We start from the raw sequence: 18619 nt of genomic DNA, 5'->3' as shown, positions 1-18619 counted from the left end.
GTGGGTGACTCGGGGCAGACTGGCCGGGTGATGCAGGCGGGCGCGAGGCGCGGGGAGGGACTGCCGGGTCCACGTGGCTATTCCGTCGCTCAACTGACGGAACAGCACGCTCCGGTCAGTTGAGCGACTGTTTTTTGCTTTTGACGAACGCACCTGCCTGTCCCGTCAGGACAGCGCGCAGAGCCTGCGAGCGGTAGGTGCTGGAATTCGTCATGCGGTGACTCTATACGCGATGCGCGGGTGACGTCAAGCACGTCGACCGGAAATGTGCCGCATGAGCGATGCCTGCCAGCCGGCGCGAACTTGCCAGCGTTGGAAAATTCTCCTCGCCGGCCGGCCATGTGGCCGGTGCGAACGTCCGATGTGCCCGGTATCCCGCGATGGCACACGACTTGCACGTCTTTCGGGCCGGTGCCGACGCGGTTGGACAGACGCCATTGCCTCTGGGCCGCCGGTGCCGCTCGACAGGAGAATCATCATGCAACGACGATACGCAGCGCGCGATGACGAACGGCAATTGCAAGGGGGCGGGCAGCGCAGCCAATACCGTCGCGACTACGACGATGAGGCGACGCAGCGCGACGTCGCCGCATACGACCGCGACGATTATGGAATGCAGCCTTCGCGCGAGCGTGGGGAGCGTGGGGAGCGTGGGGAATGGCAGGCCGACTGGAGCGAGGCCGGCCGTGCACGCGGCGACGAAGGACGCCGCGAACGCTACGAGCGCTATGGCGGCAGCCGTCAGGACGAAGGGCAGGGATATTGGCGCGACCACTACAGCGGGTTGCAGAACCGCGACGCTTACGGGTCGCGCAGCGCAGGAGGGGCGGGTGGCACCCGTGGTTATCGCGAATCCCGTGACACGCGGGACATGGGCGGCATGGGCGGCATGGGCAGCATGGGCAGCATGGGCGGGAGTTATGGCCGGCGCTACGGCAGCGATTACGGCCGCGACTATGAGGACGATTACCTGGGCGATTACAGCGCAGATTTCGGCGGTCACTTCGGCGGCGACTTCGGCCCCGTCTACGGTCGCGACTATGGGCGCGATTACGACCGCGACTACGGCAGCCGGGTGTCCCAGGCTGGGATGGGCGCGGGGCGCCAGCGTCAGCAGGGGCAGCAGAGTCGCTATGGCGGTGGCGGATACGAACAGGGCCGGGGACAAGGATCGTGGCAGGGCAGTGCCGCGCAGCGCGGCTACGGCGGTGGGGCGATGGACATGCGTCACCGTCAGGGACCGAGGGGGTACAGCCGTACGGACGAGCGCATCCGTGAAGACGTTTGCGAACGCCTTTGCATGGCGCACGATCTGGAGGTGCAGGACGTCAGCGTGCAGGTAAAGGACGGGCGCGTCGAGTTGCAGGGCAACGTGCCCGAGCGCTGGATGAAACACGCCATCGAAGACGTCGCCGATCAATGCTTCGGCGTGCAGGACGTCGAGAACCGCATTCGCACGCAGCCGTCGTACGGGCAGGGTGATCAGCAGCGCGGCTCGCAGGGCTCGGGAGCGGGATCGTCGCAGCGCACGTCGCAACTAGCGTCGCAACAAACCGGCACGGTAGGCACTGCCGGATCGAATACGGTCTCCAGCGCCGCTGGCTCCACCGGGTCGTCGTCAGGGGCATCCGGCGGATCTGGCGACACGGGCAAGCATCACTGACGCAACGGTTTGCCGCCGCGGCCGCCGCGCCGGGCACGGTTACGGTCGCGTCGGCGTCGAGAGGCGGTTGTAGAGTGTCTTCAGGCTCACGCCGAGCGCGCGGGCGGTACGCGGCTTGTCGTGTTCGTGATGCGCAAGCGCCGCGGCGATGAACTGATGCTGCGCCTGCGCGAGCGTGATGACGCGGGGCAACTCCAGTGTGCCGTCACGCACGATGGGGTCGGGTTGCGGCGCGGCATCGATCTCGATGTGCAACACATCGTTCGCCAGAATGAACGCGCGCTCGATGACATGGCGCAGCTCCCGTACATTGCCGGGCCAGGCATGCGCGCAGAGCCGGCGAAGCGACGCCGCCGAGAGCCGCTTGGGGTTCGCTGACGGGCTTCGCGCGAGCACGCGCGCGTTGAGCGTGTCGAGCCAGGCATTGGCCAGCGCCGGGATGTCGCCCTCGCGATGACGCAGCGCCGGCACATGCAACACGAAAGCCGCCAAACGGTAGAAGAGATCTTCGCGTAACGCGCCGCTGCGCAGCGCCTGCGTGAGGTCGTGGCATGTGGCCGCGACAACGCGAACGTTCACGTGAATGAGCTCGCTACCCCCCACACGGCATATCGCGCCCGACTCCAGAGCCCGCAGCAACTTCACCTGCATCGCAGGGGACATGTCACCGATTTCGTCGAGGAACAACGTGCCGCCGTGCGCCGCCTCGAAATAGCCGCGATGCCGCACGAGCGCGCCGGTGAAGCTGCCGCGCTCGTGTCCGAACCATTGGGATTCCGCAAGCTCGGCTGGCATCGCGCCGCAGGGCACCGCGACGAAGGGCCCGTCGCGCCGCGTACTGGCCGCGTGTATGGCTCGCGCGGCCAGTTCCTTGCCGCTGCCGCTCTCGCCAAGAATAAGCACGCTTAGCGGCGTGCACGCAACGCGTTCGATCTGCGCGCGCAATGCACGGATGGCCGGGGACTGACCGAGGAAGGTAGCGCCGTCGGACGGGATGGAGGGACGGGAGAGGACGAACTCACGTGTCATTTTGATGTGACGCGAAGTGTTCGTCGAATATCCCGCTCATGCATGAATTCGGCATTGAAATTCTGTAAGCGTTAGCGGCAACGCATAGGAAGTTTCGATGATGTTGCGCCGAACGGCATCGCAGATCACGTAGTCGAACAGCCATCTGCCGTCGTCCGGAGGGTACATGTCAACCGATTCACACGTATCGCGTCATACCGCCGACCGGTCTCCGATTCTGCTGGTCGGCGCGGACGCGGTGACTCGCGATGCGCTGTCTTCGTTATGTCAGGCGCTTTTTCCGCCGGAGTTTGCGCCGCCCGCCTGGGCAGGCACGCTGGCGGAGGCAGACGCGCGCCTCTCGCGAGGGGCGCCTTCGCTCGTCATGACCGACGTGGAGATGCCCGATGGCAGCGGCTTCGACGTGCTGGATAGCTGGGCAAGCCGCAACGATCTCGACGTGGTGATGTGTACGGCCCGGCCCGGTTGGGAGAGCGCCGTGCAGGCGCTGCGCCGCGGCGCGCGCGACTATCTGGTGCTGCCCGGCGACCGCCAGCGTGCGGGCGAGTGGATCGCAAAAGTCGCGAACCTAGCGAAAGCCGCGAATGCTTCGAATGCGGGAGAAGCGAGCGGAAGCCTTGTGGCGCCTGTCCGCGATGGCGTTACCCGCTCGCCGGACGGCCCGCACCCGTTTTCGCGCTTGGTAGGTAACTCCGGCGCGATGCGCCGCGTCATCGACGCGCTCGAACACGTTGCCCCCACCGATGCGGCGGTCCTGCTCACGGGCGAATCCGGCACCGGCAAGGAACTTGCCGCGCGCGCGGTCCATGACCTCAGCGAGCGGCGCGATGGTCCTTATCTCGCGGTCAACTGCGGCGCCATCGCACCGAACCTTGTGGAGAGCGAAGTGTTCGGCCATGACCGGGGCAGCTTCACCGGGGCCGAGCGGCGGCATCGCGGATTTTTCGAGCGCGCACACGGCGGCACGTTGTTTCTCGACGAGATTGCCGAAATGCCGTTGCAGTCGCAGGTCAACCTGCTGCGGGTGCTCGAAACCGGCAAGTTGATGCGTTTGGGCGGATCGGAGGAAATCGCGGTCGACGTTCGTATCGTGGCTGCCACCAACGTCTGTCCCGATGCGGCAATGCGCGCTGGCAGGCTGCGCCCCGATCTTTACCATCGCCTCAATGTCTTCCCCGTCACGATGCCGCCATTGCGTGCGCGCGGCGACGACGTGGCGCTGCTCGCGCAAGCCATGCTCGACGACGCCAATGCGCTGGACGGACGCGCGATGCGCTTCGCACCGCAGGTGCTCGGCGCATTGCAACGTCATGATTGGCCAGGCAACGTTCGTGAGTTGCGCAACTTCGTGCAGCGAGCGCGCATCCTGAGTCCCACGACGGTCATCGACACCCTGCCGGCGCCCATCATCGAAACACTGGCGCAGTTTCCCGTGCGCGACGACCGCACCGCTGTGGCGCTCGACGCGCCGCTCGCGGAACTCGACCGTCACGTCATTCTCGGTGCGTTGGCGCAATGTGGCGGCGTGAAGGCGCGCGCTGCGCGCCAACTCGGCATCAGTCTGAAAACGTTGTACGCGCGACTGTCGCAGATGCCGGCACAAGGGGCTGCGCGGGCGGCGGCACAACCCCTCGCGCAAGACTTCGATTGACCGGCAACGACAGTCTTTCCATCCAACAACATGCAGGTTCCGGGAGGGCAATATGCATTCACGAATCACTATGTTGCGCAACCGCTATAGCGGCTGCCTGTTGAGCGCGGCGCTGCTCGTCAGCCCATTCGCCATTGCACAGGAACTGCCCAAGGGCGTGCCGGGGCAGGATGGGGGCACCGATCAGGCCACCATCTCCGCGGGCGAGGATGTGACGCACACAGGGGCCAAGGCGACGCGTGCGGCACAACCGGCGACCGGCATCGATGTCGAGTTCGTCGACAAGGCGCAAAAGGCGGGCAAGTCGGAGGTGCAAGCCAGCCAGTTGGCGGTGCAGCGCTCCAGCCATCCGGCCGTCAAACGTTTTGCACAACAGATGGTGACGGATCACAGCAAGGCGAACGAAGCGTTGCGTCAATTGGCGGCGAAAAAGGGCGTAAGCGTGCCGAACGATACAGGAGTGAACCCCGATATCGAGGCCTTGAAGGGCAAGAAGGGGCGCGAATTCGATGTGGCCTATATGAATCTCGCGGGCCCGGAAGCGCATGAGCAGGCCGTCACGCTTTTCCAGACCGAGGCGCAGAAAGGGCAGGACCCCGACCTCAAGGCCTTCGCGCAGAAGACGCTGCCCACGTTGCGCCATCATCTGAGCGAGGCGCGCGAAGTGTCCGCCAAGGTCGAGATGGGGAAGTAAGTGCTCGACCCGAGATCGGGCAATACGCCCGGGAAGACGCATGACGGTACGGCCAACGGCACCCCGGCGCTGCTCAGGGAAGGAAGAAACTGTTGGCGCATCGCGCGCGCCGCGCGCATGCGCATGCTGGTCGACGGCGACGCGTACTTCAGCGCACTGCGCGAGGCGTTGCTCGCGGCGCGCCATACCGTATTCATCCTCGGCTGGGACATCGACAGCCGCATGCAACTCACGCCCAACGGGCCGGACGACGGCTTTCCGCCCGGCTTGCGCGACTTTCTCGACGCCCTCGTAAGACGCCGCAAGACGCTGCGGATCTACTGTCTGAGCTGGGACTTCGCGATGCTCTACGCGCTGGAGCGCGAGTGGCTGCCCTCCGTCAAGCTCGACTGGCAAACGCACCGGCGGCTGTGCTTCCGGCTAGACGGTCGGCATCCCGGCGGTGCATCGCATCACCAGAAGGTCGTCGTCATCGATCAGCGGCTGGCGTTCGTGGGCGGCCTGGATCTCACGCGCAATCGCTGGGACACGTCCGCACACGCCCCCGGCGAACCGGCGCGGCGCGATCCCTCGGGCCATGCCTATCCTCCGTTTCACGACGTGCAGGCACTCGTTGACGGGCAGGCCGCGCGTGCATTGGCCGAACTTGCCGAGGACCGATGGCACCGTGCGACGGGCGTGCACGTCGATCTGCGCCTTCGCACCGAACGCGACGCGCCGTACGCGCCTCTGGACCCATGGCCCGTATCGGTGGCACCGGATCTGACCGACGTCGACGTGGCCATCTCGCGCACCGCACCGGCGTTCGAGGGGCGCCCGGCCATTCAGGAAATCGAGGCACTCTACCTCGATGCCATCGCCAGCGCCCGCCATCGGCTCTATTTCGAGAATCAGTACTTCACGGCCAAGTGCATCGGCGACGCGCTGATCGAACGGATGAGGTCCCCGAATTGCCCCGACATCGCCGTGGTGTCCCGTCGCGCCGAGACCGGCTGGTTGCAGGAGCAGAGCATGGGCGTGCTGCGCGCGCGCCTCTATCGCCGGCTGCGCGAGTCCGACTCGCAGGCACGTTTTCGCCTGTACTGCCCGGAAGTGCCGGGGATCGCACCAGCGTGCGTGAACGTGCACAGCAAGGTGATGGTCGTGGACGATGCGTTGCTCGTCATCGGCTCCGCGAATCTCAACAACCGTTCGATGGCGCTCGATACCGAATGCAACCTTGCCGTCGCTTCGAACGGCAATGCGCGCATTGCAGCCGGTATCGCTCGCGCCCGAAACCGGCTGCTGGCCGAACATCTTGGTGTCACCGACGCGGCGGTGGCGTCGGCGCTGTCGCGCCATCCGGGGTTGCACGCCGCCATCGACAGGCTGCATCGGGATGGCGAGAGAACGCTCTCGGCCTTCACACCGGAATTCAACGACGCGGACGACGCCGCGTCGCCGGGCGCCGTCGTGCTCGACCCGATGGAGCCGATCGATTTCGAGAACGTGATGGGGACGTTCATCGAGACCGAAGCGCGCCCGCGACTGGCCGGGCGCATCGTCGCTCTCGTCGTGCTGCTGCTCGCCCTGGCGGGGATGGCGCTGGCGTGGCGTTACACGCCGCTGCGCGAGTGGGCCGACTTGCCGCGTGTATTGCGTGCCGTCGAACGGATTCGCCAGATGCCGCTCGCACCCGCACTGATCATGGCGGTGTACGTGGCGGGAACGCTCGTCATGGTGCCGGTGACAGTGCTGATCGTCGTCACCGTCGTGGTGTTCGGCCCCTTTGCGGGCGCGGCCTATGCGCTCGCGGGCACGGCGCTGGGGGCCGTGGCAGGCTATGGCGTGGGACGATCGCTCGGGCGCGACGCCGTGCAGCGCTTCGGGGGGCAACGCCTGAATGCGTTGAGCCGGCAGATCGGCAATCACGGATTGTTGGCGATGGTGGTGCTGCGTCTCATGCCCATTGCGCCGTTTACGCTGGTGAATCTGGTCGTCGGTGCATCGCGCATCCGTTTGCGGGACTGCCTGATGGGGACCGTGATTGGCATGTTGCCGGGCATCGTGATTGCCGCTGCGCTGGTGGACCGGGTCGCGGCGCTCGCGCAGCGGCCGAGCGGATGGACGGCAGCGTTGCTCGTGGTGGTGCTCGTTCTGCCGGGCATGGGGGTAGTGGCGTTGCGGCGACGTATCCGGGGCATGAGCGACGACGGCGCCTCGCGCGACGCGCCGAACGGCACGGACTCGATGCCCACATCGCCCGCCACGCCGGCCCCCCACGACGACCTGGGGCGGCGAGCGGAGATCGTGAGCCGCGAACTCACCGTGGCCAGCTACAACGTGCATGGGTGTGTCGGCACCGACGGCGAGCATTCCCCGGAGCGCATTGCACGCGTGCTCGACGAGATCGACGCCGATATCGTCGCATTGCAGGAAATCGAGGCGAGCGCCGCGGATGTCGGCACACTCGCGCGACTCGCGACGGCGCGCGACATGCACTTCATTCCCGGGCCGACGCTCAAACGCGACGACGTCGAATACGGCAACGCCATCATGACGCGCTTTGCGCCGGTCGCGGTGCGTCACATCGACCTGAGCGTCTCGGGTCGCGAGCCGCGTGCGGCCATCGACGCGACGCTCGCATGGCAGGACACCTATGGGCGCGACATACAATTGCGCGTGATTGCAACGCATCTCGGTCTGCGTCCGCGCGAGCGACGCGAGCAGGTTCAGCGTTTGCTGGAGTGCCTCGCCAACCAGCCCGGTGCACCGACCGTCCTGATGGGGGATGTCAACGAATGGTGTCTGTGGGGACGTCCGCTGCGCTGGCTGCATCGCTTCTTCGAACGCGCGCCGCATGTGGCGACGTTCCCGTCGCGCTGGCCGTTGCTCGCACTGGACCGGATCTGGACGTCGCCCCGTGCGCATCTGGGCAAGGTGCACGCACACGCGAGTCCGCTGTCGCGACGCGCCTCCGACCACCTGCCGCTGGTGTCTGTGCTGCGCACGACCGTTCCGGTGCAGCGCGAGCCGGCGGCACCGCGCGAGGCGGTCGCCGCAACGCAAACGGTCGAAGCGATGACGGCAGGGCGCCAGATCACCCGGCGGCGGCCCGCTCCAGCGTTGCGATGTCGATCTTGTGCATCGTCATCATGGCTTCCATGACGCGGCGCGCCTTGGCGACGTCGGGGTCCGCCATCAGGTCGAGCAGCCGTTTGGGCGTGATCTGCCACGAAAAGCCCCAGCGGTCCTTGCACCAGCCGCAGGCGGACGCCTTGCCGCCATTGCCGAGGATCGCGTTCCAGTAACGGTCGGTTTCTTCCTGATCCTTCGTCACGACCATGAAGCTGACGGCTTCGTTCGGTTGAAACTCCGGCCCGCCGTTCAGTCCGACGAACGATTGGCCAAGCACCGTGAATTCGACCGTCAGCTCGTCACCAGCGCCAATGCCGGGAATGGGCGAGACGTGCCGCGCCTGAACATGACTGTCGGGGAACGTTGCCGCATAGAACTCGGCGGCTGCGCGGGCTTCGCCGTTGAACCAAACGCATGTGACGAGCTTCGTCATGAGAGTCTCCTGTCGTGAGTGGCCTGCCGGAGCGCCAGGCGAAGTCAGGTTACTACACCTGTTCGTCGCCGATCTTCACGGTATCGGGCCGGGCTGTGCCACGCCCGGCGGGAATGAGCGGCGTACCCGGCGCCGGCATGATGAAGCGAGTCGCGCGCGTACCACGTGCACGTTTTCGCGGTTGCCAATTTGAACGGCCCAAGTGACAATCGCCGAAACCCGGGCAGCAAAAAAATAACGGGACGCGTGGGGCGGGCAAAAACGAACGAGAATCGGGACAAGATGGCAGCCAAAGTGGTGAAGTATTCCCGCGACGGGGTAATTTATTACGAAATTCGAGGCGCCTTGCCCGACGGCACGAGATATATCGACCGGGTGGGGTTTAGCGAACGGGAGTTGGAGTTCCGTCACCTCGTGGCGGCGAGAATCAAGCTGCTTCGTCATGAATACGGCGTTGCATGCCGTAAGGTTGGCGCGGAGTGTGCCGCCCGGGTGGCCACGCCTCGCTGGGGCAGGCAGCTCATTTTTTAGACGGCGCGCGTCGGGGCGAGAAGGCAATCGCGAAGGTTGCGTTGTCACAGCGATGAAATATTCATATATTGAGATTTCCCGCGCGGGCCAAACGCTTCGTGGCCGTTTGAAATAAATGGAATTCGTAACAAAAGACGTCCTGGCTAGCTGCATGGAGTTGTTGCTGGACGCCGTGTTTCTCGTGAATCGCACCGGGACTCTCGTATATGTGAGCCCGGCCTGCGAGCATATTCTCGGCTATTCGTCGCAGGAATTGATGGGCCGCTCGATGATCGATTTCGTGGCGAAGGAAGACCGCGAACGCACCATCGAAGAATCGAAACTCGTCATGGCGGGACGTCCCCGGATCGGATTCGAGAACCGGTACATTCACAAAGACGGTCATTACGTCCATATCATGTGGTCGGCTCGCTGGTCCGAAGCGCATGGCCTGCGTATCGGTGTCGCCCGCGACGTTTCCGCCAGAAAGCGCGCTGAAGCGCTTCAGCGCGCTACCTACTCGATCTCCGAAGCGGCCCACGACGCCGCCGATGTCCGCTCCCTGTGCAAGGCCGTTCACGACACGCTGGGGACATTGTTTCCCATCGACGCTTTCGTCGTGAGTACGTGTGACGCGCAATTGCGTGTATGGGAAAAGGCGTATCAGTTTCGCGAAAGCGCCGAGGTGCCATTGCTGGACTGGCCGCAGGCCGAGCGTCTCTCGACGCAGGCCACGAACGCACAGGAGCCGCTGTGGCGTTTGCTGGAAACCGTGCCCGGCGACGCGGCGGCAGGCATCCCCGCGCAAGTGCGCACCGAGCCGTTCTCGCTGAACGACAACGTGGAGGCGGCGCGCCATGCGCTCGCGGTGCTGCCGATGCACACGGCGCGTCGCGCGGTCGGCACGCTCATGATCTACGGTCCGGTTCGTGCCTTGCAGGTCGAGGCGGCACAACGACTGCTGGCGTTCGTTTGCGATCAGACGGCATTGGCCATCGAGCGCAAGCAATTGATCGACGACCTCTACAACGCGGCGCGCTTCGACGAATTGACGGGGCTGCCGAATCGTCGCACCTTCAGCGAATATGCAGGCGAGGCCGTGCGTCGCGCACAGCGCACCAACGGCAAGCTGGCATTGCTGTTCGCGGACATCGACGGGTTCAAGGACGTGAACGATAGTCTCGGGCATGCCGCCGGCGACCTGCTGCTCAAGGAAATCGGACGGCGTATGAAGGCAGGGGTGACGGATTGCGGCTTCGTGGCGCGCCACTCGGGCGACGAATTCGTCGCCATCGTTCAGGATGCGGAGATCGTCGAGCGGATCGACTTTGCGGTGACGCGTCTGCGCGCCGAGATCGAGCAGGCGATTTCCGTCGGCGATGCCCGTTTGACGGTGCGCGTGAGCGTCGGCGTGGCGGTGTTTCCCGACGACGGCGAATCGATGAGCGAACTCATTCGCGTGGCCGATCAGCGAATGTATGCCAACAAGGCCGCGCGCAAGTCCGGCGGCACGAGTTTTCTCGAACGTCTGCTTTGATTCGCGCGGGGGTCAGCCCAGCGTTTGCGTCGGCCAGACCATCTCGATTTCGACGGCAATCGAGCGTGCCAGCCCGTCGAGATCCGGAAACAGCGAAGCGTTCGTGACGTTCATCCGGTAGAGCCACTTCATGGCGTCGGCGCGCAGTGCGACCGGCAGCACGATCTTGCGCAGCAGCGGCTCGTCGCTCTCGTATCCGTCGAGAATACGATGCAACGGCCGGTCGATCACGCCGGGTACGACGAACGTGCCGGACTGTGCGATCAGACGGCCATCCATTTCTTCCGGCTCGCCGAACCACACCACCTCGTTGTCGTTGCCGAGAAAGTACTTCTCCATATTGCCCTTGACGCGCGGATCGATGGTGTCGCGCGTGAGCCAGGGCGCGTGGCGCGGACGCGCGCGGTCGTCATACAGGGCCGGGGTGTTGAGCGCGAAGATGGCGGAGTCGGACGTGGCGCGCTCCAGTGCGAAGAACGCGGCGACGAACGGCGACTTGGTGAAGTCGAGCAACCGCGTCGGCGCGCCGTGGTGCTGCATCAGGCCCAGGCAGCGAAGGTCGTCGTGCAGCAATTTGGGCCAGGGCACATGGTTGTGCGCCTTGCGACGGAAGATACGGATCGCGCGGGCTTCGCGGCTGCGCCATTGGTCCTTGTCGGACACATAGGCATGCAAATATCGCGACAAGGAACTTTGCAGATGCCACCGCGCGTCCTGTTGTCCGCGAAACGCCCAGCCTTCGAAGCGAGAGGACAACTCCATGAAATCCTTCCAGCTCTCGACGACGGTGGTGTCCATAGTGCGCGAAATCCTTTTTTTCTGTGAGGGCGCCTGGACACGGCCAACGCGCCATGGCGTCGGCCACTATAGTACGGCGTGCGTGACAGCTCAAGCGCGAAGCCGGGATCACGCCGGGCTTCGAAGGATTTCACGGTAGCCGGGCGGCGACGCGCCCGGCTGCACTACACGAGGGCGAGCATGCCAGCGAGCGCGTGCACGAGCCGGCCACCGGCATACAGCCCCACACCGAACACCCCGTGTGTCAGCAGGCTGCGCAGCCGCGCCTGTTTGGGATGGGGCGTTTTCGACGCTGCAATGCCCGCGCCGAGGGCTGGCTGCATGATGAAGAACGGCATGACGACGGTGAGCACACCGAAAGCGAGTGCGGGCGGCAGCGTTGGTGCGGCCAGCCAGTGCCGCCCGGCGAGCGCAATGAGTCCCGCCGCGAAAGCGACGCCGATGGCGTAGTGGGCGAACCATCCCAATGCCTTTTCCGCCGGAATCGGCGTTGCCCGTCCGATACCCGCGTGGGCGAAGCGTCCGGCAGGCATATGGCCGAGCCAGCGTCCCACCATCGCGAAATCGAGCGGCACAATGCCGAACACGCGGCGCAGCAACACGGCCCAAAGGTCCATCACAACGGTGGCACATACGCCGACCACAAGGATCTGTGCCGCGAGACCGGGCATTCCGAGCGTTTCAGGTGTTCCCATCTTCATCTCCCAGATAAACAATGCCGTCGGCGCGTATACGACGTGAGACGTGACGCCACGCCCGCATTTCGGGCACTATACGAACTCAAGTCAACTTGAAGTCAAGCGGGGCGATATGGCACTGGACATTGGCGAAGTCGTGGCGCAGGCGGGGGTGCCTGCGTCCACGCTGCGGTATTACGAAGACAAGGGATTGATCGCCGCGACGGGGCGGCGCGGCCTGCGTCGTCAGTACGACGACTCGGTGTTGCAGACGCTGTCGCTGATCGCGCTGGGGCGCACCGCAGGGTTCTCGCTTGACGACATTGCGGGCATGCTGCTGCCGCGCGGCAAGGCGAACATCGACCGCGCACGTCTGACGGCACGCGCGGACGACATCGACAAGACGATCCGCCAGCTGGGCGCGTTGCGCGACGGACTGCGGCACGCCGCCGTCTGCCCGGCGCCCGAACATCTGGCGTGCCCCCAGTTTCAGCGGTTGATGCGACTCGCGAGCGCGAAGGCGCTCAAGGCGCCGGCTCGTGATGTGCCGCCCCGGCGCGGCAAAGGGACGAAGGCTGTCTGAATCAGCCGGCGGGCGTGTTGACCGACGGCATCGAGCATACGCTGGCGAGACTGCCCGGCACGGCGGGGCGCGCGTGCAATGCCCGCTGGGTCTCGGCGGTGCCGATGAGTGCCATCAACCCGCACGCGAGCGATCCGCGCCAGTTCAGATAGTCGTGTCCGGTGGCCGTGGACGCATATGTCACGCGGTAGCCTTTGGCGCGCAACACATCTCGCATGTGGCGCCCGGACGTGCCGATGCCCGTCGGTCCGCGACGGTCTTCGAATATCCCTGATTCCAGATAGAACCTGACGGGCAGCCGCGGGCCTTCGGCGTATCGACGGATCAGCCAGCCGGGCTCGGGCGTCTCATGTCCGTCACCCCTGTCACCCCCGGCACTCCCATCTTTCCCATCACTCCCATGGCGCGTAAGCGCATCGCCCTGCGAAGGCGCCCACCAGTACGAGCCGGACTGCGAGAGCACATTCCCGAACCACTGCGGCGCCTCGTGGGCCGCCCACGCGGACGCCAGCCCGCCGTAGCTCGACCCCGCCACCAGCGTGTTCGCGGCAGCGGCCGACACGCCCTGCGCCTGGGCCCACGGCATTAACTCCTCCGCGAGAAAGCGCGCGAACGCCGGGTTCGGCGGCAATTCTGCGCTGCGCGTACGGCCGTCGATGACACCGACGATCAACGCGGCCGTTCGCGGGATGCGCCCCTCGGCGATCAGGTTGTCGAGAATGACCGGCGTCGGAACGGTGTTGACGTAGGCGTGCGCATCGAACACGACGAGCAGGCCTTGCGACGGGTCGCTCGCACGGTATCCGGCAGGGCGATAGACGTACACGTCTCGCGTGTTGCCGAGCACCTTGCTGGTCAGACGGGCGGCGTGCAAAGTCCCCGCGGGCACGTGCGCACGTCGCTCGATCCACGGTTGCGGTGGCGCTTCCGGCAGCGTGACCGAGGATTTCACGACGCGTTTGCCATCGAATCCCTCCACCACGAACGGATGCCGGTTGAGCGGATCGGCCTGCAACGTCGCCATCACGGCACGCCGACGCTCCAGCGCCGTGCCGTCGATGTCGGGCACGTCGGGCGCGAGTTGATACGACAGGCGCGTGCTGTCGGGCACCACGTAACTGCGATACCAGACATCGCTGTCGCCGAGGCGCCGCATGTCGTCGTGATCGCCGGACGGCGCGCCCAGAATCCGCACATGCTTCGGATGGCCGCGCCACAGGAAGGTCATGAGCGAAACGCTGCCCGCCGGTTGCGCCAGCAGCGAGGCGGTTTCGTCGCCGGTGACGGTGCCGGGCGCGACCTTTTCGACCATGGGCGTCCCGGCCACGGTGACTTCGCGCCAGAAGGCGTCGGTCGTTCCGCCTGCGCACAGGACCGCGTTCAGCGCGAGCAGACGCGGACTGACGAGTCCGAGCCGCGGCTTCGGCGCGTGCGGGTCTCCGGCACACGCGGATGAGGCCGCGCCGGTGTCCGAAGGTATGGCTTGCGCTGCGCCGGCCGCGCCAGCGAGGCTGGCCACGCAAAGGCTGGCGGCGGCCATCGCCGCCCGGGTCAGAGTCGGTGTCATGGCGGACCTCAGAAATCGATGCTGGCGGAGAGCTTGAACGTGCGCGGTGCGTTCTGAATCACGTAACCGTCGTTGAACGTGCCGGACCATGCGATGCGATTGGTGACGTTCTCCACCGCGGCACGAAACACCACGCCTTTGCCGTACAGACGGGTGGCATAGCGCGCGCCGACGTCGTACCGCGTCCAGCCGCCGATCTTCTGTGTGTTTGCGGAGTTCACGTATTGCGAACTGGTGGTGATCATCCGGCCGGTCAGTGTCATGCCGGGCACCCACGGCAGATCCCACTCGGTGCCGAGATTCGCGGTCCACTTCGGCACGCCGTACGGCGTGTTGCCGTTGTAGAGGTTGCCCGCCGTTTTGGTCAGCTCGCCGCGCGTGTACGCCACGCCGCCCAGCACACGCCAGCGCGGCGTGAACTCGCCGAAGACGTTCCACTCGACGCCACGGTTGCGCTGTTCGCCATCCGGGTTATAGGTGTTGGTCGCCGTGTCCTTGATCATTCCCGGCTTCGTAATCTGGAAGAACGCGAGCGTGTTCGTGAAGCTGCCGGCATCCCACTTCACGCCGAATTCGGCCTGTTTGCTGCGATATGGCGCGAAGATCTGCCCGTAGTTGGCGGCGCTCACGTCGGTGACCATGCCGCCCTGCGTGAGACCTTCGATGTAATTGCCGTAGAGCGAGACGTTCGGTCCGAAGGGCTTGAGCACCAGACCGAAGGCGGGTGTGATCGCGTTCTCGTCGTAGTTGGACGTGCGCGCCCCCGTGCTCGCCGAGAAGGCCGCCGCGCGCACGCGCTGGCTGCGCACCCCGGCGATGAGCGTCACGCGGTCGTGCCACATCGAGATGGTGTCGGCCAGCGCAAAGCTCGACAGCGTGGTGTCGGCGGTTTTCGGCGCGGCACCGGGGTCTTGGGCAAGCGTCGGATCGACGGGGGCGTAGATGTTCGACGTGTAGTTGGAACTCGTGGTGAAGACGTTGCCGCTGGTCGTGTCGAGCGACGTCGCCGAGAGCGTCAGTTCGTGCTTGAGCGCGCCGGTGCGAAAACGTGTGCGCACGCCGGCATCGAGCGACAGGGTATCGGTCCAGCCGCGCTGGTAGTACGTCGCGCCGGTGTAACTGCCGTCCGGTTTGATCGGGCCGGTGCGGGTGCCCGTGATGAATCCCGCGTACCGATAGCTCAGTGCACCGATGCCGGCATACGCGGTAATGGCGTCGGTTATGTCGACTTCGCCGCGAAGTTGCGCGCCCGTGCTTTCGAGATCGCCGAACTCCCCGCGCAGCACGTTGGTGCCGGCCGCGGGCGGGGGGACGACCTTCGTCGCGAAGGTGGCCATCCACGGGCTGCCGCCGGTGTACTTCTCGGTGTCGGTGTAGGCGTCCAGTCCGATGCGCACGCGATCCGTTTTCAGGTCCAGCGCGACGGCGCCGAACTGGCGGCGCTTGTTCTGGCCTTCCAGGGTCGTGCGGCCGTCACGCAGCGCGCCGTTGAAACGGATGCCGATTTGCTCGTCGTCGCCGAATCGGCGCCCGAGATCGGCCTGTACACCGAATTGGGCGTCGGACAGATAGTCTGCCGTCACGCGGGCGAGCGGCGTGCTTTCCGCCTTTTTCGTCACGACATTGATCGCGCCGCCGACAGCACCCGACGGTGACATGCCGTTGAGCAACGCGTTCGGGCCCTTGAGCACTTCCACGCGTTCGATGAACTCGGTCGGTACGTGCCCGTACGGCGAGAGGCCGAACATGCCGTTGAGCGACACCTCGTCGGCGGTGAGCGGAAAGCCGCGCACGCTGAAATTCTCGTACATGTGGCCGCTCGACGTAGTGAAGCGCACCGAGGGGTCGTTGTCGAGCACGTCGGCGAGGGTCGTAGACTGCTGATCCTGAATGGTCCTGGCCGTGTAGGACGCAATGTTGAATGGCACATCCATCAGATCCTTGTTGCCGAGCAGGCCGAGACGCCCGCCGCGCGCGACCTGACCGCCCTCGTAGGCTTCGGGCAGGCCGACCGCTTGCGCGACAACATGTGTCGTGGGCAGCACCACGGCGTCACCCGCGCTCACGTTGGCCGCGTCGTGCGTTGCCGCGCGCAACGTGTAGACGCCCTGATTGCTTCGCATTGCCTGCAACCGATGCGGTGAGAGCAACTGGTCGAGCGCCTGCGGCAGCGTGTAGTCGCCATCGAGTCCCGCGCTTTGGCGTCCTTGCGTCAACGAAGCGTCCACCGTCAGTTCGATGCCTGCGGCGCTGGCGAACCGGTTGAGCACGGCGTCCAGCGTGCCAGGGGCGATCCGCCACGCGCGGCGGGCGTCTGAGGTCACCGGTGAGGCCCGCGGGGCCGATGAAGCCGGGGCGGCCTTGGTGGCGGGGGCGGCGCCGGGCGACGCGGCGTTGGCGCGATCGGCTACCCCCGCGGCTGCCAGTGCCATCAGCAGCACAGCAGCGCAGCGCACGGCGGTGGGCTGAAGCGCGAAGGACTTGAGGGCGGTGGAACGAAGGGCGGAAGGCGTCGGGCGCAGAGGAACAGCTTCGGAAATCAACACGGTCGTGGTGCCTGAGGGTTCGGAAAGGGATACCGGCGGCCCGCCATCCGGAGGCGATGCCATGCAATTGCGCCGGTGCATACAGGTATTCCGAACGAGATCGGCAAACCCTCAACCGATGCGGCAAAAAAAATGAAAGAAGTTCTCGGGTCGCGGCGTGGCAGCGTGTCGCGACCGCTCATCGGGCTTTCACGGTGACCCAGAATCGCGTGCGATAGACGGTTTCGACGGGTAGACCGACGGCAAGACTCGCCAGCGCCCGGTCCGTGTCGGCGAGCGAGAACACACCGCTCACGCGCAGATCGGCCACGGCGGCATCGCAGCGCAGTACGCCGCGCCGGTAACGCGCGAGCGCCTCGACGAGGTCGCCGAGACGAACCCGTTCGACAACGAGTTGCGCGCGCGTCCACGCGGCACCGTTCTCGTCGAACGTTCCCGAAACGTTCACCGGGTCGATTTCCGTGGACGAGAAGCTCACGGCCTGCCCCGCGTCGAGGCGCTGCGTGCGGACGCCTTCCGACGCGCGCACGAGCACAATGCCGTCGTAGACGGCGACCTGCGTTCGATGTCCGTCGTCGCGCACCGTAAAGCGGGTGCCGATATCGCGGATTTCGCCTTGCCTCGTCGCAACGACCAGCGGCGCGCTGCCGGAGGACAATGCCGTCTCGATGCAGATCCGGCCGCGTCGCAGGACAATGCGCCGCTCGCCCGGCGAGTCCAGCGTTCCCGCCGAGATGTGGACATCGACCGCCGACGCCGTATCGAGCCACAAACGCGTGCCGTCCGCCAATGTCACGCGCCGTACTTCGCCGACCCCCGTTGCATAGTCCGCGACGACGGTGTCCCACCCCGGCGAGCGACGCAACGTGTAGCCCGCGCCGGCCAGCGTGACGACGCCACCCAGCACACGCAGCGCGCGACGACGTCCCGCGTTGTTCGCACGCGCCGGCACGGGCGCCGTCAGGGTCCGGTACGCTACACCCGCCGGCAGTGTCTCAAGCGGGGATTCGAGCGCCTGAAACTTCTGTCCGATGATGCCCAGCCGCTCCCACGCGCGCTCGTGATCGGGATGCGCGGCACGCCAGCGCTCACAGGCGGCAATGTCTTGCGCCGTCACCGCTTCCGACCACAGTCGCGCGAGCCAGAGACTGGCGCGCTCGACCACTTCAGGGGCAAGGGGCGTCGCGGGGGCTGGCGTCTGGTATGGCGTGCCCGGCGGCCGGCTCACGCGTCGCTCCCGAACTGCACGGTGTAGCACTCGCGCAGCGCGTGAGCGACGTACTTCTCGACCGAAGAGACCGATACCTGCAACTGCCGGGCAATTTCGCGATAGCCAAGACCTTCGAGCTTGCACAGGAGAAAGGCGGTGCGTGCCTTGGCAGGCAGGCGGGCCAGCAGCGCATCGATCTCGATCAGCGCTTCGAGCACGAGCGCACGGGTCTCGGGCGAAGGGGCGACGGGCTCGGGCAGGGCGGCTAACGTTTCGAGATATGCGGCTTCGATATGGCGCCGGCGGAACAGATCGACTACCAGACAGTTGGCGATGCGGGCGAGATAGCGGCGCGAGTCGTCGATATGTGGCGCACGGCCGGTGGCGAGCACGCGCAGATAGGTATCGTGAGCGAGATCGGCCGCGTCGAGGGCATTGCCGAGCTTCTTGCGTAACCACCCGCGCAGCCAGCCGTGATGGTCGCGATACAGTTCGCCCACCCGCATCCCCACCTCGCGCTGAAAATGACTTTCCATGAATGACGCCGACCCACAAATGATAATGATTCTTATTAATTCTAAGGGTGAATCATCGGATGACGCAA

15 protein-coding genes are annotated in these 18619 nt (G+C 65.8%); 7 read left to right on the top strand and 8 right to left on the bottom strand.

The window, feature by feature from the left end; genetic code table 11:
- Positions 1–478: 478 nt before the first annotated feature.
- Positions 479–1663 (top strand): BON domain-containing protein, encoded by a 1185-nt coding sequence (locus tag AB870_RS11800; protein WP_064674821.1) that lies wholly within the window; start codon positions 479–481, stop codon positions 1661–1663.
- A gap of 39 nt (positions 1664–1702) precedes the next feature.
- Here AB870_RS11800 and AB870_RS11795 read toward each other — a convergent pair whose 3' ends face one another.
- Positions 1703–2692 carry a sigma-54 interaction domain-containing protein gene (locus tag AB870_RS11795; protein ID WP_047904862.1) on the bottom strand — a complete coding sequence of 330 codons (990 nt, stop codon included), beginning with the start codon at positions 2690–2692 and terminating at the stop codon, positions 1703–1705.
- 166 nt (positions 2693–2858) lie between these two features.
- Here AB870_RS11795 and AB870_RS11790 point away from each other — a divergent pair, with 166 nt between their 5' ends.
- The 3 genes from AB870_RS11790 to AB870_RS27090 all read left to right on the top strand — a co-directional run bounded on the left by AB870_RS11790 (position 2859) and on the right by AB870_RS27090 (position 8184).
- Positions 2859–4343 carry a sigma-54-dependent transcriptional regulator gene (locus AB870_RS11790; protein ID WP_047904861.1) on the top strand — a complete coding sequence of 495 codons (1485 nt, stop codon included), beginning with the start codon at positions 2859–2861 and terminating at the stop codon, positions 4341–4343.
- A 70-nt stretch (positions 4344–4413) separates the two neighbouring features.
- Complete coding sequence (locus tag AB870_RS11785; RefSeq protein ID WP_047904860.1) at positions 4414–5037, top strand: DUF4142 domain-containing protein; 624 nt, start codon at positions 4414–4416, stop codon at positions 5035–5037.
- On the top strand, positions 5038–8184 hold the full coding sequence (locus AB870_RS27090; protein WP_064674820.1) for a VTT domain-containing protein: 3147 nt from the start codon (positions 5038–5040) through the stop codon (positions 8182–8184). It abuts the gene before it with no gap.
- Here AB870_RS27090 and AB870_RS11775 read toward each other — a convergent pair.
- On the bottom strand, positions 8117–8587 hold the full coding sequence (locus AB870_RS11775; RefSeq protein ID WP_047904859.1) for a VOC family protein: 471 nt from the start codon (positions 8585–8587) through the stop codon (positions 8117–8119). The two genes, AB870_RS27090 and AB870_RS11775, sit on opposite strands and share 68 nt — an antisense overlap.
- 282 nt (positions 8588–8869) lie before the next feature.
- Between AB870_RS11775 and AB870_RS11770 the strand changes: the two genes are divergently transcribed.
- Both AB870_RS11770 and AB870_RS11765 read left to right on the top strand, forming a co-directional pair.
- A complete protein-coding gene (locus tag AB870_RS11770) occupies positions 8870–9118 on the top strand; it encodes a hypothetical protein (RefSeq protein WP_064674819.1) in 249 nt (82 codons plus the stop codon).
- 151 nt (positions 9119–9269) lie between these two features.
- Positions 9270–10634 carry a sensor domain-containing protein gene (locus tag AB870_RS11765; RefSeq protein ID WP_053059329.1) on the top strand — a complete coding sequence of 455 codons (1365 nt, stop codon included), beginning with the start codon at positions 9270–9272 and terminating at the stop codon, positions 10632–10634.
- 12 nt (positions 10635–10646) lie between these two features.
- Here AB870_RS11765 and AB870_RS11760 read toward each other — a convergent pair whose 3' ends face one another.
- Both AB870_RS11760 and AB870_RS11755 read right to left on the bottom strand, forming a co-directional pair.
- Positions 10647–11432, bottom strand: a complete 786-nt coding sequence (locus AB870_RS11760) for an FRG domain-containing protein (RefSeq protein ID WP_047904856.1) — start codon at positions 11430–11432, stop codon at positions 10647–10649.
- Positions 11433–11596: 164 nt separating this feature from the next.
- Positions 11597–12127: a DUF2938 domain-containing protein gene (locus tag AB870_RS11755; RefSeq protein ID WP_237169924.1), complete on the bottom strand. Its 531-nt coding sequence runs from the start codon at positions 12125–12127 to the stop codon at positions 11597–11599.
- Between the two features lie 115 nt (positions 12128–12242).
- Here AB870_RS11755 and AB870_RS11750 point away from each other — a divergent pair, with 115 nt between their 5' ends.
- Positions 12243–12692, top strand: coding sequence for a helix-turn-helix domain-containing protein (locus AB870_RS11750; RefSeq protein ID WP_047904855.1), 450 nt, complete (start codon positions 12243–12245; stop codon positions 12690–12692).
- Between the two features lies 1 nt (position 12693).
- Here AB870_RS11750 and AB870_RS11745 read toward each other — a convergent pair whose 3' ends face one another.
- The 4 genes from AB870_RS11745 to AB870_RS11730 all read right to left on the bottom strand — a co-directional run bounded on the left by AB870_RS11745 (position 12694) and on the right by AB870_RS11730 (position 18551).
- On the bottom strand, positions 12694–14259 hold the full coding sequence (locus AB870_RS11745) for an enterochelin esterase domain-containing protein (protein ID WP_053059328.1): 1566 nt from the start codon (positions 14257–14259) through the stop codon (positions 12694–12696).
- A gap of 8 nt (positions 14260–14267) precedes the next feature.
- Positions 14268–16868, bottom strand: a complete 2601-nt coding sequence (locus AB870_RS11740; RefSeq protein WP_237169923.1) for a TonB-dependent receptor — start codon at positions 16866–16868, stop codon at positions 14268–14270.
- Positions 16869–16983: 115 nt separating this feature from the next.
- Positions 16984–18033, bottom strand: coding sequence for a FecR domain-containing protein (locus AB870_RS11735; RefSeq protein ID WP_047904854.1), 1050 nt, complete (start codon positions 18031–18033; stop codon positions 16984–16986).
- Entirely contained in the window at positions 18030–18551 is a 522-nt protein-coding gene (locus tag AB870_RS11730) for a sigma-70 family RNA polymerase sigma factor (RefSeq protein WP_047904853.1), read from the bottom strand. Before AB870_RS11730 ends, AB870_RS11735 begins: the two co-directional genes overlap by 4 nt.
- Positions 18552–18619 lie beyond the last annotated feature (68 nt).

The sequence above is a fragment of the Pandoraea faecigallinarum genome (assembly GCF_001029105.3).
In the GTDB taxonomy this organism is placed as follows: Bacteria; Pseudomonadota; Gammaproteobacteria; order Burkholderiales; family Burkholderiaceae; genus Pandoraea; species Pandoraea faecigallinarum.
Note: the sequence above shows the minus strand (reverse complement) of the source record. Positions and strands in the feature narration are given on the sequence as shown.